Genomic DNA, 13,620 nt, shown 5'->3' with positions numbered 1-13,620 from the left:
TAGGCGGAAATAACCGAGAGTGGTGGGACACGTGAATCGAATATAGCAAACCACCCCAAAAAGAGACGAATTGGATTGTTGAACGACTCAGATACAATATCGATATACGGAACATCCTTCAGCCGAACAGGCCTAACGTTGTACAAAAGCCCGGACACTAGAAAAGCACCAGTCGTTAGCACCACCATCTTATTAATCAGGGCAGAAGTTCCCAGTCCGGCAACCGCAAATACTGTCCATAAACACAGAGCTAATGTGCGGGAAACCTCTCCGCTTGCAATCGGTCGCAATTTCTTTGACGGATGATAAACGTCTGTAGCAGCATCGCATAGTTCATTGATAATGTAATTGGCCGAAGCAGTCAGCACAGCGACGCACACTGCGGCACAAGCCATCGCTCCCACATGCGATATCGCCAGAGGGATGTGGGCTGTCTCTTCCAGGTAGAATACCGCCAGCGCCGAACCAATGAGTACGAACAAATTCTTGGGCCAATAGTCTGGCCGTATCATCCGAATAACGTTTACGACAAATCGGCGCGCGTCCATTCCTGTAATTGCGCTCTTCACCTCACGGCTCATCAGCGGCGGAAGAGCCCTGCCTCGAGCCGCTGCCTTTCATAATCCCGTCCCCTGCATCACTTCTTTGCGAGCACTGAACCAAGGATGTGGGCGTTAGTGACCTTAGAAGCAGTCGCTCCAGTGGTCGCTTCCACTTCGTCAGGAAGCTTTCTCTATCCGCCCCTCGTGGTACAACAAGAATGGTGCGCATCCCAGCCCAACGACCTGCTAACACATCAGCGAACAGTTGATCGCCTACAAGGGCCACTTCCGAACGCGAAAGTCCCAGTTTACGGAGCGCCCGGTGACAGCCGAACGGAAGAGGCTTCATTGCCCGGGCGACGTATGGCACGCCAAGCTGGTCGGCGAGCCGCCTTATTCGCCGCTCTCCACCGTTGGACAAAAGACACACATGTATTCCGCTGTGCCTTACTTGATCCAGCCACTGGGCAACTTCCGGTGGAAGGTCATTCGAAACATAATCGGTCAAAGTGCAATCCACGTCGATGCAAAGTCCCTTGATAGACAGTGCTTGCAAAAATAATGGCGCCAGATCGGTCACGCTCTTGACGTAATAGTCCGGTTTCCACCACATCTGCATCGTCTAGCCTATTGTCTATGTTTGCATATCTGTCCACAACTATCTGTCAACTCCCAGATTGTACTGGGGAGCAAAGCATCTATCAGTTGCGCCACTTCCAAAGCAGGACCAAAAAGCGTCCAAGAACGTGAGGGTTTGACGCTCGCGCCAGCAATGTCAACCACCCTTGTGGAGTGCTCAGTTTTTTCCTCACTCGCTCGCGTTGCGGGATAAATTTCTCGCGTGACCACAGGCGCCAGTCGTCATTATTATTTGGGATAGCACAACACATCTCCGCTCTCGATTTCTCGAGAGCCAGGTGCCAGATCCCCTGCGTTAGAATAACGGCGGCCGCTCTAACATTGTAAGGGCGTGGAAATCGCAGCAGGTCGCGCCACGCGGCCTCGGCCAGCGAGAGTGCCTTTTCACGAAACTGAGCAGCAGCTTCCGGCGGAACATAGCGGCTTGCACACAAAAGGACTGTCGCCTTGCGGAAATCCTGTGCCGCCCACGCCTCGGTGGGATATTGCAGCTCCTCGGCCCGTGCCAGATACGGTCTCTCGTTCGCCAACATCCATTCTGCGTACTTTACTAGAGAATGCCTGACATACTCATACATCGCATCACTCTGTTGAAACACACTTTTAATGCGCAAATATTTAGCGAGTACCTCCAAATGCATCGTGTACGACCATCGTATTTCGGCGTTTAATAAGTCTAATGCGTCAATATCGTCATCAGGATGGATAGTCCTCCTGAGGAGTGCCTCTGCGAACTCCAGATATTTTTTCTCGCCGGTAATCAGCCACGCATCGAGTAGGGCATTGATCGAGTTAGCGGCACCTCGCCCTGGTCCGTGATAATCGTGCGAACTCGTCATCGTGGCAAGTCCTGTGGGGCCGTTATCCAGAATACAGTAAGGCGTTTGCGATCCATCCTCCATGGCCATAACCCAATTGGCCAATTCGATGACTGCTCCCTTTGCCCGTTCGTCGCCCCACAGAAAATAGTATAACGCGAGACCACTGGTATAATTGTGCTCGTTACACGGACCACCTCCGTAACCCTTGCTTGTTGCATTAAAACGTGAGAACGCCCTGTGTGTCGATGAATAGGCAGTGCGATAATGGTCCGTCATCCAAAACAAACCATGGTTAAATGTTGAGCGATCCTTATCGGTGTGGTAAATATCAATGTCGATAATATGATTTGCCAGCGGAACGATAATCTCGTCCCATCGAGGATCGCCGCTGATCAGCCTGTGAAGAATACAGCCATAGAGTAGATCGAACTGGTTGTTATAGTGCGAGACAAGTGGCTCCGATCCTTGATAATAAGTTTCTTCATGATCTGCATACGTATCGCCAAAGTTCCGCCATCCGAATTCGTCTACTTTCTCCCGATTTGCCAGGATCCCCATTCGTCCAAATGCGGCTTTTTCTGCAAAATCCGCCAGTCGACTCGCTGCCCAGTCATCTCTTGTCGGAAGCGGAGCCAGTACTTCTGGAACATCGGGCGAAATTTGCTCAGCAACGACAGTCGAACCATTCAAAGCACTCAACTGAATTAGTAGGTTACGCGGATGCCACGCTTCTCTATATGAATGAATAATCCATACCTTAAATGTTTTCTGCTCTCCGCCCTGAAGCTCATGAAGCTGTTTGTCGTGATGGGCCAGCAGAGCGATGCGGATCCGCCTGTCGAAAACAGTAATTCTTTTGGGAAATTCTTCCCAAAAACGCGGCACAAGTAACCCGATTGGCCCATACTCTGTTTCCGCAACGCACAAGGGCGTTATTCGATCACCTCTTCTTTCCTCTTTCCCGCAGCGGAGGACAAAACCCTTGAACGGTAACCGCACCTGCCCTCGCGCATCGATATGGTTCACACTGGTCCAGTTATCACCGCCACTTGAGGCCTGAAACACATCCCACAGCTCTCGATCGCCAGCAAGTTGGGAACCAGTTTCTGCAGAATCACGCTCGATTGACACACAATCCCAGGATGAGTTGTCTAATGCGTTACCCCAATACCATTTTGAAATTTCCGATGGCAGTTCAATATCAAGGCCGAATTCCGTTAGGAACACCGACCCTGGATCCCCCAAGTCCCAAAGCCCGCCCCGATGGCGTGCTCGTCTGCCGTTTCGAATTGTTAATTCAACTAGCGTTGCGTGGAGTGCGCAAAAGTGTGTTGTTCGTGCTGCGAGTGTTAGATCACGGTGGTTCGCAAATTGGCCTCGAACGTGTAACTTCTCAACTGGTTTTTTAACACCAAATGATTCACAGGTTATAACTCGAAAGGGGATCCTTCGTTTTCTTGCGTCGTTCAGATATATAGACATTTTTACACAAAAGGGTGACTCTCCTATATACAAACACGCGTTTTTTATTTTCACAATGGGATTTTCTAAATTGTCTGCATCTGTTTTTTCGCCGCTGCTCATCTGGATTGGCGAGGCCGGTCTTAGCGTGACGGCGACAATCTCCTTCGATTCCTGGACTCGCGATAGACTCACTACCCCCTCGATCGCCAGCCAGCGAATCGAGCCGTCTGGCCAGAGGGCCAGCACTTCCACGTGGCACCGATAATCCTGGACATTCTGTCCTGAGATGGAAGCCGTCACGGCGCCTCTAAGACGCCCTCTCGGGACCGACACACCGCAGCGGAGGGGAACGCTCAGCGACTGACCCGTGCAGGCCGGGGGCAAGCTCACGACCAACGTAGCTTTGTACTCTTCTCTATTCACTTCTGGCAAGGAGAGTTGGCCAGCAGGTTTTTTCTATCCACCAAATACATTCGTCTTAACGCCAACACTATCAATCCTTATTCATGTTCAGCGAACGAATACTTTTCGCCGGCACTCCCACAGCCAGCGTCCCGTTTGGGACGGGTTCGCAAACAACTGCCCCAGCCCCCACGACGCACCCAGTTCCCACATCCGCCATAACCACGGCTCTTTCGCCGATCCACGTGTCATGACCGATATGAACTGTTGCGAAACTGGCGTCATGGCTGAGTCCGGCGGCCAAAGATCTATCTCCTGTCTGCTGCATCAAATGTTGATGGCGGCCACTCGGGATCGAAACACCAGATGCAATTTGAACACGATCACCAATCGAGACCCTACCAAGAATGGAATACGCTCCGATATAGACGAACCTCCCAACTTCCGCATCGGGGCACGAAAAGAAACTACCAAATTCAATCGTGACATCCCAACTGCATTTTTTGAGGGTCATAAAGTAGTATGCCCATCGTAGATAGACTCCAATCATTCCAGGTATCATGGCGACCAACTGCGCTGGGCCCAGGAACGCTCGCCGCCGACCAACGAGCGGCCTCCCAATCGCGCTGACCACGAACAATAAAAGGGCCGGCACAAGGCACCCGAGCTGGACCGCACGTTTGAGAAGTGTTCTCATTTATGTTCACTTATGTCTTCTGCCCGTTAGTATGTGTCTTAACCTGTATTCGAACTACCTCGAGTTTTTACACTGCTGGCTCCCAGTGATTGTCCCCGGCTCTTCATTACACTATAAAGTGATCTTATAAACCTCACACACGCAGGTGGTAGATAGGTAACATATAAAAGGCAGACGGTCCGGATACTCGGCATGAACGTCAGCGCCTTCCAAAATGCGCGCCGTGCCGCTGCATGATTTTCAAAATCGAGCTCGAATCGGCCCAGCAAGTCCGCCAGTCCCGCAAGCCGGATCCGCAACCGGCGGTTTTGCTCCCGGTTAGCCGTATGAAGCCGCCACTGGAGAACCTTGATCTGCTCACGCAACATTAAACGCCGATTATTGGTTCCCTGAAGAGGATGAAGTCTGAACACTGTCAAGGGCTCCTCGACGTACCCAAAAGGGGTAACCTGAGCCAGTCGTAGCCAGAGATCGTAGTCCTGAACTGAATTTCCTTCGATGCGTAAATCACAAAGTCCTACCCGGGCAAACAAATATCGTCGGACAAGCACACTTGAATTACAGATTGCGTTGCCCATAAGTAAACGGTCATAACACCACCCAACATACTCCTCAGGTCTGGCAGAGGGGTCCAGTGGCTCGCAGAATGCCTGCGTGGATTCATCGTAATAAAGAGTACTGGTGTGAATAAGGCCACTGCCGCTGCGAAACATCTCTTGAACTTGCTTTTCTATTTTGGTTGGGAACCACCAATCATCCTGATCGAGAAAAGCAATTAATTCTCCGCGGGCTTCCAGGATTCCCCGATTGCGGGCAGCTCCTACTCCTAACTGAGGCTGTTCGAAGAGGTGAACGTATTCTTTGTATTTGTTCAGAATGGCACTGCTATTATCTGTTGATCCATCATTTACTACAATGACTTCTAAATTCCTATATGTTTGAGCAAGGACGCTCTGGATGGTAATTTCAAGATACCGCTCGCCGTTATGGACTGGAATGACAACACTCACAAGCGGCTCAGACATCACCTTCCCCGCCGCATAGTCTTTTTCATGATTTCTTGAACTGCCGCCACATAGCGTTCTGGCGTGAATTCGTTTAACACGCGTTCCCGCGCCGCCTCCCCCATTCGCCTACGCAATACATTGTCCGCCGCCAGGGTAACCAAATGTTTCGCAATCGCAGCATCGTCCGTGCGTGGCACGATAAAACCCGTTTTCGCGTGCGCCACAATATCGCTGGGTCCGCCACAATCGGTAGTTATGACCGGAACCGCAAAAGCGGCTGCCTCGAGAAGCACTAATCCAAATGACTCCTCTGCCGAAGTGAGCACCAGTACATCCGAAGCCAGCAAATACGTGTCTATGTTGTGTCTAAATCCATCTAATCTCACCCTTTTGTTTGTCATTTCAAGATTCTCAACATCGTGCAGTAATGGCAATCGTAAGGGACCATCCCCAACCATAAAAAGAACCGATTTGCCGGGAAAACATGTCTGATGGAAAGCCGCCAGCATAAGTTGCGGGTTTTTCCGGGGAATGAATTGGCCAATCCACAGAATGGCAAACTCATTTTCAGATACCCCCAAGAGCTCCCTGGCCAGACGACGCTGCTCCGGCGTCACAGGCGGAGGCACCATGCGCAGCGGATTTGGCACGACATAAACGTCTGCCGTTCCTTTTGTCGTACAATTCGCAAAACTTTTATTCCAATATTCCTCACATACACGACGGGCCGCTCGCGACTCAAAAATTATCGCGTCGCTCCACCGCAAGATACACCGGCGAACATGTCGCAGCGGGACAAGGCTCCGCCAGTAAGATGGTGTGAGCATCTCGTGAATATGCCAGACATGCGGAACCCCAGCAAGTCTTGCCGCCAATGCGGATTCAAAAATGGCCGCAGTATTTGTGTAAACGAGGTCAAACTTCTCGGCCCTCAGCTTCCGTACAAGCCCAGCGATCCGCCAGGGGCATCGCACCAGATTGCGCCAGTACCAGCCCGAAGGTTCAAAGCCAATCCACCAACTCATCGCCACGATATTCGCCGGTAATCCCCGCGACCGGGGAGTATCAATTAAGGGACCGTCACAGGCGAAAAACACTTCGGCATCCCAAATGTTACGATCAATTGCTCGTAGGAGTACGTCCAAGCAATATTCAGCCCCACCAGGCTGGGCTGAGTGGGCCGCAAACAGAACCTTGGCCTGGTGCAACATCATATACAGCCCAATTCCTCATTTCCCATTCGCAGATTCCTCGGGCTAACCGTCAAAGAACCTTGTAAAAGCGTCCTTCAACTTGTATAGAAAGCGCGGTCCGACAAATTCTTTTCTCACTTGGCAGGCCAGCGGACTGATGGGCCCATCGTATGTCCTTAAGAACCTCTTTAAACATTTGTATTCGTCCCATCGCCTTGCGTACCGCGCTAAAACCGCCTGCTGTGCTATTAGATCGACAAAACCCGCTAGAGCGGCTTCCACATCCCGGGTCCCAATTTCTGGACGCCGTTTAAAATATTCTGTCAGCGAGGCGAAACGACGTATCATCATGTCAGGTTTTGTGCTTTGACTGCTTTTATGCACCCGGTACCCGGTAAGAAACTCGGGCACTAGCTGAATTCGCGCATTAAGACACAGGTCAAGGAAGAATAGAAGGTCCTCACCATCCTGCGTCCATTCAGGAAATCGCACTGGAAGCTGCTTTCTAATGAGGATGCTCGAAATTCTAAACGGGTTCTGCGCGGTTACATAGGGTATCGAATATCGAACCGCCGGTGCTACGGGGGACACATCTACCGTCCCCTCGCAAGTACCGAAGTAGAAGAAATTTGTGTGGACGCAGTCCGTCTTGTCATCGCAATAAATGGATTGTCGCTCCAATTTTTCGGGATGCCAAACGTCGTCCGCATCGAGAAATGCTATCCAATCGCCGGACGCCGCATCCATTCCCACATTCCTCGCTGCAGACTCGCCCCGATTAGCCTGCGTCAGGACAATGATATCGTCATCGAATGACTTCGCGATGTCCGCGGAGCCGTCCGTTGACCCATCGTCGACGACGATGATTTCGTAGGGAGGGAGCGTTTGATCCTTCACGGATGCGAGAGCCTCCCGCAGGTATTTGGCACCATTATAAACAGGAATAACAACGCTGATTCGAGGTAGCATATATCGGTTCAAATGGTGTTATCTATATATGCCGAAGTTATTTACTCGTTCGGCGTGAAGAGTCTGCCATGGCTTACCATCTGTACCCTAAGGCAACCAACTCCGCACCGGCAACTCGTTTGAAATTCCAGCGCAGCCACCAGGACCACTTTTTCCACCGTCCGACTGGCTGAAAATCCTTCGTTTTGTCCACAGGTTGCCAATGCAATGTGTTCTTTTCTCCTCTGAAAAACGTAGAGCCGCGCACCGGAAGGGCGCGAAATTCGTTCCACGGATACTCCTGGGGAGAACATCCGATAAATTCGAGAATCCGGTTCATCTCAGCTTCGTCGGAGAGCAAATCTTCGTAGCGCGTGACTATTAATTGTCCTTCATGCTGAGGGGGGACTTCTTTCAGGAAATTTATAATTGTGCGCGCGTTTGCCGCCCACGTCGTCATCCAGTAGAGGTATGACCTCCCTGGAAACGCCCATTTTGCCGATTCAACGCAGTCGCGACCATCGCGCACTATGATAATGAGAAGAGCATCGGGAAATAGAGGGAAAAAATTATTCAGGTTCCATGGGTCCGGCGTCTTTGTTAAAATCCGACACCCATCCGGGATATATGACCGCAGAAAGGCAAGAAGACCATCTCCTATAGAACGAAGCATAAGCCGCCTGCACTCGGTATATGCATTTGGTCTTTCACTAAATCGTTTTTCATACTGCTCTGCGGCTGTCAACTGCGTATATTTAAGGAGCATGTTAGAGTACTGAAGAAGATAATCTTCGTACAGTGGCACCGGTAACGAAAAGCGTGATGTCAAGCAAATGGCATCGGCCAGAAAGTTCGTACCTGACCTCCGATGAATTCCGATGATAAACACTGGCCTCCGTGTGCGATCGCCGTCATCCTTCCAAAGGCCGTGATGGGTCCAGCCTGAATATGTTATCACAGCGGAGTCTGCCGATGTCGAATCTTTTTCAGGATTTAAATACTGCTGCGTCATTTGACTTTGATCTATCACGCTGTTTCGCTTCTAACATCCAGCCCAGGAAAAATGCAAGCTCGTACGCGGCCTGGAAGCGTCGTGCCGGATTTCGGGCGAGTCGAGTCGCGAGCCAGCGCCATATTCGCGCAGCGGCTTCGCGGTACATCCAGCGAGGTCGACCGAAAAAGAATGGGCCGACGCAATCATCTCGTCTTCCCTCCAGACGACCCATGTTGAACGCGCGACGCAACACCCATTGAGGCGAGCACCTATCGTGCGGGACCCAATGGTAAACCATTGCGTTCTCTAGGTAGACAGGATTAAGTCCCGCGGTGATCAACCTGCGTTGGACGTCCTCTTCATCTCCGACTCCGGTCTGCCCGGGACCGAGAGTTTCATCAAACCCCCCACATTTTAAGAGATCCGGTGCCCAGGCCGCCCAATTTGCCCCAAGGAAAAACGTACTTGCAGCCTGTTCTCCCGCGCGCTTCTGCCAACCAGTCGCCGACCGCGGTAAATAGTCTATCAGCCATGGCTCCGGCGGCCGTTCGTAGTCGATTCCAAGAGGACCACCGTAAAACTCGCGCCCTATCGCCGCTGCCAGAAATGCCTCCCGATAGGCTCGCACTGCCTCCTCGGTTACTCGAATGTCATCGTCTACAAACCATATGAACGCACTGGGATATTCATTCAGTACTGCATTAAGAGCATACGTTTTGCCTGTTTTTTTAAGACTGATATAGTCGATCTTGCAATGGAGCCTGTAATCGGCGGCTAATGGCCGGGCCGCTGTGGAACCCCCGTTTTCAACAATGACCAGCACCGCGCCAGCTTCGCTTACCCCCGATTTAACGAGATGTTCGAGAGTCCGCCCTAGGAGCGTCTGCCGCCCACATGTGGCAATCACGACTATCCATTGTGCGCTATTCATGCACCCATCAAGACATTTCTATCACGCTGACCTTTATACAAGCGCCCCATGATCGACATTCGTATGATTAACCGAATCGCATTCAACAACGCGTTTGTACGCTTCTTTGACTATTTTGCGGATGCTCCGGCTGTCACACCTGGCCTTGATTGTTTCTAAGTTAATGGTTGCGGCCGAATCGACCAACTCATCCCGGTACAACGCCTGGCGTATGGCCTCGGCCACTGCATGGGGGTCCTCCGGAGGAACAATAAAACCGGTGTATCCATCATGTATCCACTCATGAGCCGCGCCGGTATTCGACTGAATCGGAAAGGAACCCATGAGCATCGCCTCAAGCAGCGATATGGCAATTGAGTCGCTGATACTCAACCCTATCGACACCCGGGCCCGACCATGCCAGCCCAGCATGTTCTTGTGTGGAGTACGTGGAGGAATAAATGTAACATTTATTCCGGCGTCCTGGGCAAGCAATTCTCCAGCAATGTGGACGGCCTCTGGATCGCGGCCGCCGGTGTATATCGCCACCTCATATCCTTGTAGTAATTCACGGCAAAGTCGAAGCGCGTATATTCCTGTAAGTGCACGACCTGCCCAATCTTGATATCCCTTCAGCATTATAATTCTGCGAGCCGAAACGGGCCCCGGCTGCCGCATTAACAGTGCTTCTTCCACATCACACCCGCCAGCCACCGGCACGGGAGGAAGAATCTTGCGTGGTGGCACCCCCCAGGCTTTTGCCAACTCCACGTCACGTGTACACTCACACCAATAATAATCAATACTCGTTAGAACCTTAGATAGTCGCTCCTTATGGCGTCCCATTCTTCCAAATAGAAATAAATCGCTTCCCCAATTGGTAGCGATCCAGATCGGAAACGGCCGTTTGCAAAGTTCTCTGGCTGCGAGCGTAAGATATCCTCCCAAATGTAGCCCGAACGAATGTACGACATTCGGCCGTAAACGGTCGATTGCCCGTGCCAATCGCCATGCCTGATTTTCAAATTCCGGCACAAAAAAGCGTGCCCATTTCTCAGCGCGATACAAGCCCCACCTCAATGGCCAGTTATACCCCCAAGCGGTATAAAAGCGATCTTGGAGAGTGACGTATGCCGGCCTGTCTATCACAAAGCGATTTTCCACATCAAGAATAGTGACAGGAGGAGTTTCGGGACGAATATGGTAGAGCTCCGTAGGGAATAAGAACAGCTCCCACGGTTCGTCACTGAGCTGCGACATCCACCTGGCGGTGTGAACACTTCCGCCAGGCCCGACAAAAAGAATTCGCATTACGTTGACTTATCCTTTGAGAATCACTGTCACCAGTTTTTATGTTTCAGTAACAGGATGAACGTTCTAATTCCTCGCATGAAATGCTCCCAACGTCGGTGCAACCGCCAAACTTCATAAGGGATACTTTCCCGCGCGGAAAGGAGCAGAATCCAGTCCCGGCCTGTCGTCGCCACCAACCTGTGTGCCACGTTCTGAAAGTCCGACGGAGACCACTGGCTAACGTGCCTTTCGAATGAGTTTCCCAATACGTCACCTTGTTCACGGACCTCAATGGGCGTGGATAGCAACACGAACCGCGACTTGCTTAGACACATGTCCAGTAGTTTCGCGGCATATTCACGAGTAAAGTGCTCCCACACATCTAGCGCAACAATCAGATCCACATCGGGAAGGTCCGGAAGAACGGATAGCGCGTCCCCGATGCGCACCGCATCATACGCGTACTCCCAGAGTGCATTTCGATACTCTCCGAAGGCCTCAATCCCATAAATCCGCGTGGTCCACGAGTCTTTGTGATACCGCTCATTCCAAATATCAGTGTATTCCCGTATAAGAACACCTGTTTTGCCATGCCCTACGCCAATATCTATCACGCTCGACGGTTTGATGCGCAGGATGATATCGTGCACAATAGAAAGCGTCCGCGGCTCGCTTGTGGGCATCAACGAACCCTTTCCCAGTCGCACTGCGGTGTCACAAGGCCAACTGAAGTCATAACGTCGGATCCCCTCAAGGGACGATCCTGGAAGACGTCGAATGTTAGGACCCGGTCGCGATGTTCGAACTCGCAGACCCCACGCTCTGCCACGACAATTCCCACCTCGTAACGTCCTGCGGAAAGAAACTCAGCAGGAACAGAGCACCTTAGTACGAATGGTCCTTCTCTGTTTAAAATTCGATATGATTCTGGTTGCTCGAAGGAATGCGTGCGAAACAACAATAAGCCATCCATAGTTCTGATATCGAGAGCGACAATATATCGCCGTCCACCTTGATTGACCGTTCCCTCTATCTCGAAAACCACGCGCTGGCTGCGAGGAAACAGCGTTGTTATATTCCCGTTTTCGCTCAGCACTCGGATACGCGAAATCACAATCGGTGCCGCAGGGTCCATGGACACCGTACACTCTCCCGAAGCTCCATGGGTCAGGGCGCGAGTCAAATACGCCTCCACAACTTCTGCAGGTGGTCCCTCCTTGACGATACGGCCCTGCTCCAAAAGAAGCGCACGATGACATAACTGTTGAACAGCCCGCATGTTGTGACTGACGAAGATCACCGTCCTCCCCTCGCCGGCCACGTCCCGCATTTTCCCCAGACACTTGGCTTGAAAAGCTGCGTCTCCCACGGCCAGCACCTCGTCGACAACCAGAATGTCTGGCTCAAGATGGGCAGCCACCGCAAACCCGAGGCGCGCGAACATACCAGAACTGTATCGCTTGACAGGTGTATCCAGAAATGGTCCGATGCCAGCAAACTCGACTATATCATCAAATCTTTTACGGACATCACTCATTTTCATTCCAAGTATCGCCGCGTTTAAGTAGATGTTTTCTCTTCCCGTCAGATCGGGATGAAAACCCGCGGCAATTTCAATTAGAGCGCGAAGTCGTCCGCGAACTATCACACGGCCGGTGGAGGGGCGCAAAATCCTGGCCAAAATCTTCAATAAAGTGCTTTTTCCGGCCCCGTTCGCCCCCACAATTCCCAGAACTTCTCCCGCATTGACGCAGAAACTGACATCTCGCAGGGCCCAAAACCACCCGTCATTGCGCCCGACATCAGGGCGCCGGAGGCGGCGCAGTGTTCCGGGGATCAAGTCGCGCAGGGTGTCAAAATACTCTCCGCGGCGGAATTTTTTTCCGAGTTGTTCGACTTCGACCACCGGGGATACCATATCTGAAAACCGCGTCACTTTATGGTGTCATGTTGTCTCTACAAGGCCACTATTTCACATTAAACGTATTCCGCGAATTGAAATTCCATTCTATGAAAGTAACGCCAGGCCCACAACAATCCTCCCAGGCTTATAATAGCAGAATAGATCAAAAACCCGATGTGCCAAGTTGTGAACTGTACCCCGCCATGTCCTTCGGCTATCACGGGCAGCAAGAGATTATGCTTTTCCACAATCGCCAAACGCAGGGCCTCCAGGATAGGAGCCAGGGGATTGAGCATCATGACGAACGAGCCATGTGAGCCGAACAGCTCTGGCTCGTAAAATACCGGCGTGAAAAATATACCAAACGTAAGTACAATCTGGACAATGTATTTGACATCCCGGAAAAAAACGTTGGCACAGCTTAACAGAAGAGCCACCGCGGTCGTCACGGCGACGAGAAGCAACACGACGGGCGCAGCCCATAACCACTGAACAGAGATTGTTATGTTGGCAAAAAAACCGAGCAGAATAAGTAAAAACCCTCCACCAACGCAGGTATCGATTAACTGCGTTATCACTGCAGAGAAAGGGAACAATTCTCTGGGACAATAGACTTTAGTTACAAGCGCCATATTAGATACAAGGCTGTTTGCCGCGAACCCAATGGAGCCTGCAAAAAATGCCCAACCCAGGGCTTTGATAGACATCCCCGCTACGCGAGGTAATTCGACATTGCCACCCGAAGCGTGAGCCAGCGCGATTTTCACCAGGCATCCAGCGGCCACAATAAGCAGCGGCATCAATAAT

13 protein-coding genes are annotated in these 13,620 nt (G+C 51.5%); all 13 read right to left on the bottom strand.

Going from position 1 to position 13,620, the window contains the following annotated elements; translation table 11 throughout:
- Positions 1–569 (bottom strand): UbiA family prenyltransferase (locus ABJK56_RS01345; protein ID WP_347242868.1); only part of this gene is annotated, 569 nt, incomplete at its 3' end.
- A gap of 1 nt (position 570) precedes the next feature.
- Positions 571–1,155 carry a YqeG family HAD IIIA-type phosphatase gene (locus tag ABJK56_RS01340; RefSeq protein WP_347242867.1) on the bottom strand — a complete coding sequence of 195 codons (585 nt, stop codon included), beginning with the start codon at positions 1,153–1,155 and terminating at the stop codon, positions 571–573.
- Positions 1,156–1,243: 88 nt separating this feature from the next.
- Positions 1,244–3,799 (bottom strand): hypothetical protein, encoded by a 2,556-nt coding sequence (locus ABJK56_RS01335; protein ID WP_347242869.1) that lies wholly within the window; start codon positions 3,797–3,799, stop codon positions 1,244–1,246.
- Between the two features lie 160 nt (positions 3,800–3,959).
- Positions 3,960–4,382: an acyltransferase gene (locus ABJK56_RS01330; protein ID WP_347242866.1), complete on the bottom strand. Its 423-nt coding sequence runs from the start codon at positions 4,380–4,382 to the stop codon at positions 3,960–3,962.
- A 221-nt stretch (positions 4,383–4,603) separates the two neighbouring features.
- Complete coding sequence (locus ABJK56_RS01325) at positions 4,604–5,590, bottom strand: glycosyltransferase (RefSeq protein ID WP_347242865.1); 987 nt, start codon at positions 5,588–5,590, stop codon at positions 4,604–4,606.
- On the bottom strand, positions 5,590–6,786 hold the full coding sequence (locus ABJK56_RS01320; RefSeq protein WP_347242864.1) for a glycosyltransferase family 4 protein: 1,197 nt from the start codon (positions 6,784–6,786) through the stop codon (positions 5,590–5,592). Before ABJK56_RS01320 ends, ABJK56_RS01325 begins: the two co-directional genes overlap by 1 nt.
- A 42-nt stretch (positions 6,787–6,828) precedes the next feature.
- Positions 6,829–7,734 carry a glycosyltransferase family A protein gene (locus ABJK56_RS01315; RefSeq protein ID WP_347242863.1) on the bottom strand — a complete coding sequence of 302 codons (906 nt, stop codon included), beginning with the start codon at positions 7,732–7,734 and terminating at the stop codon, positions 6,829–6,831.
- Between the two features lie 73 nt (positions 7,735–7,807).
- Positions 7,808–8,602: a sulfotransferase gene (locus ABJK56_RS01310; RefSeq protein ID WP_347242862.1), complete on the bottom strand. Its 795-nt coding sequence runs from the start codon at positions 8,600–8,602 to the stop codon at positions 7,808–7,810.
- Between the two features lie 97 nt (positions 8,603–8,699).
- The gene (locus ABJK56_RS01305) at positions 8,700–9,638 is read right to left on the bottom strand and encodes a glycosyltransferase (RefSeq protein ID WP_347242861.1); all 939 of its coding nucleotides are present in this window, start codon (positions 9,636–9,638) and stop codon (positions 8,700–8,702) included.
- A 33-nt stretch (positions 9,639–9,671) separates the two neighbouring features.
- Positions 9,672–10,928 carry a glycosyltransferase gene (locus tag ABJK56_RS01300; protein ID WP_347242860.1) on the bottom strand — a complete coding sequence of 419 codons (1,257 nt, stop codon included), beginning with the start codon at positions 10,926–10,928 and terminating at the stop codon, positions 9,672–9,674.
- Positions 10,929–10,957: 29 nt separating this feature from the next.
- Entirely contained in the window at positions 10,958–11,593 is a 636-nt protein-coding gene (locus tag ABJK56_RS01295) for a hypothetical protein (protein ID WP_347242859.1), read from the bottom strand.
- Positions 11,593–12,846: an ABC transporter ATP-binding protein gene (locus tag ABJK56_RS01290; protein ID WP_347242858.1), complete on the bottom strand. Its 1,254-nt coding sequence runs from the start codon at positions 12,844–12,846 to the stop codon at positions 11,593–11,595. The genes ABJK56_RS01295 and ABJK56_RS01290 overlap by 1 nt, the downstream gene beginning before the upstream one ends.
- Before the next feature lie 41 nt (positions 12,847–12,887).
- Positions 12,888–13,620 (bottom strand): ABC transporter permease (locus ABJK56_RS01285; RefSeq protein WP_347242857.1); only part of this gene is annotated, 733 nt, incomplete at its 5' end.

The organism is Thermogutta sp., assembly GCF_039793925.1.
In the GTDB taxonomy this organism is placed as follows: domain Bacteria; phylum Planctomycetota; class Planctomycetia; order Pirellulales; family Thermoguttaceae; genus Thermogutta.
The sequence above is the reverse complement of the archived record's forward strand: the minus strand, read 5'-3'. Positions and strand labels throughout refer to the sequence as shown.

Coding starts and splice junctions, on each gene's coding strand:
- ABJK56_RS01330 (WP_347242866.1), bottom strand. CDS start 4,382: ATGACCCTCAAAAAATGCAGTTGGGATGTCACGATTGAATTTGGTAGT.
- ABJK56_RS01305 (WP_347242861.1), bottom strand. CDS start 9,638: ATGAATAGCGCACAATGGATAGTCGTGATTGCCACATGTGGGCGGCAG.
- ABJK56_RS01315 (WP_347242863.1), bottom strand. CDS start 7,734: ATGCTACCTCGAATCAGCGTTGTTATTCCTGTTTATAATGGTGCCAAA.
- ABJK56_RS01320 (WP_347242864.1), bottom strand. CDS start 6,786: ATGATGTTGCACCAGGCCAAGGTTCTGTTTGCGGCCCACTCAGCCCAG.
- ABJK56_RS01300 (WP_347242860.1), bottom strand. CDS start 10,928: ATGCGAATTCTTTTTGTCGGGCCTGGCGGAAGTGTTCACACCGCCAGG.
- ABJK56_RS01340 (WP_347242867.1), bottom strand. CDS start 1,155: ATGTGGTGGAAACCGGACTATTACGTCAAGAGCGTGACCGATCTGGCG.
- ABJK56_RS01295 (WP_347242859.1), bottom strand. CDS start 11,593: ATGCCCACAAGCGAGCCGCGGACGCTTTCTATTGTGCACGATATCATC.
- ABJK56_RS01325 (WP_347242865.1), bottom strand. CDS start 5,590: ATGTCTGAGCCGCTTGTGAGTGTTGTCATTCCAGTCCATAACGGCGAG.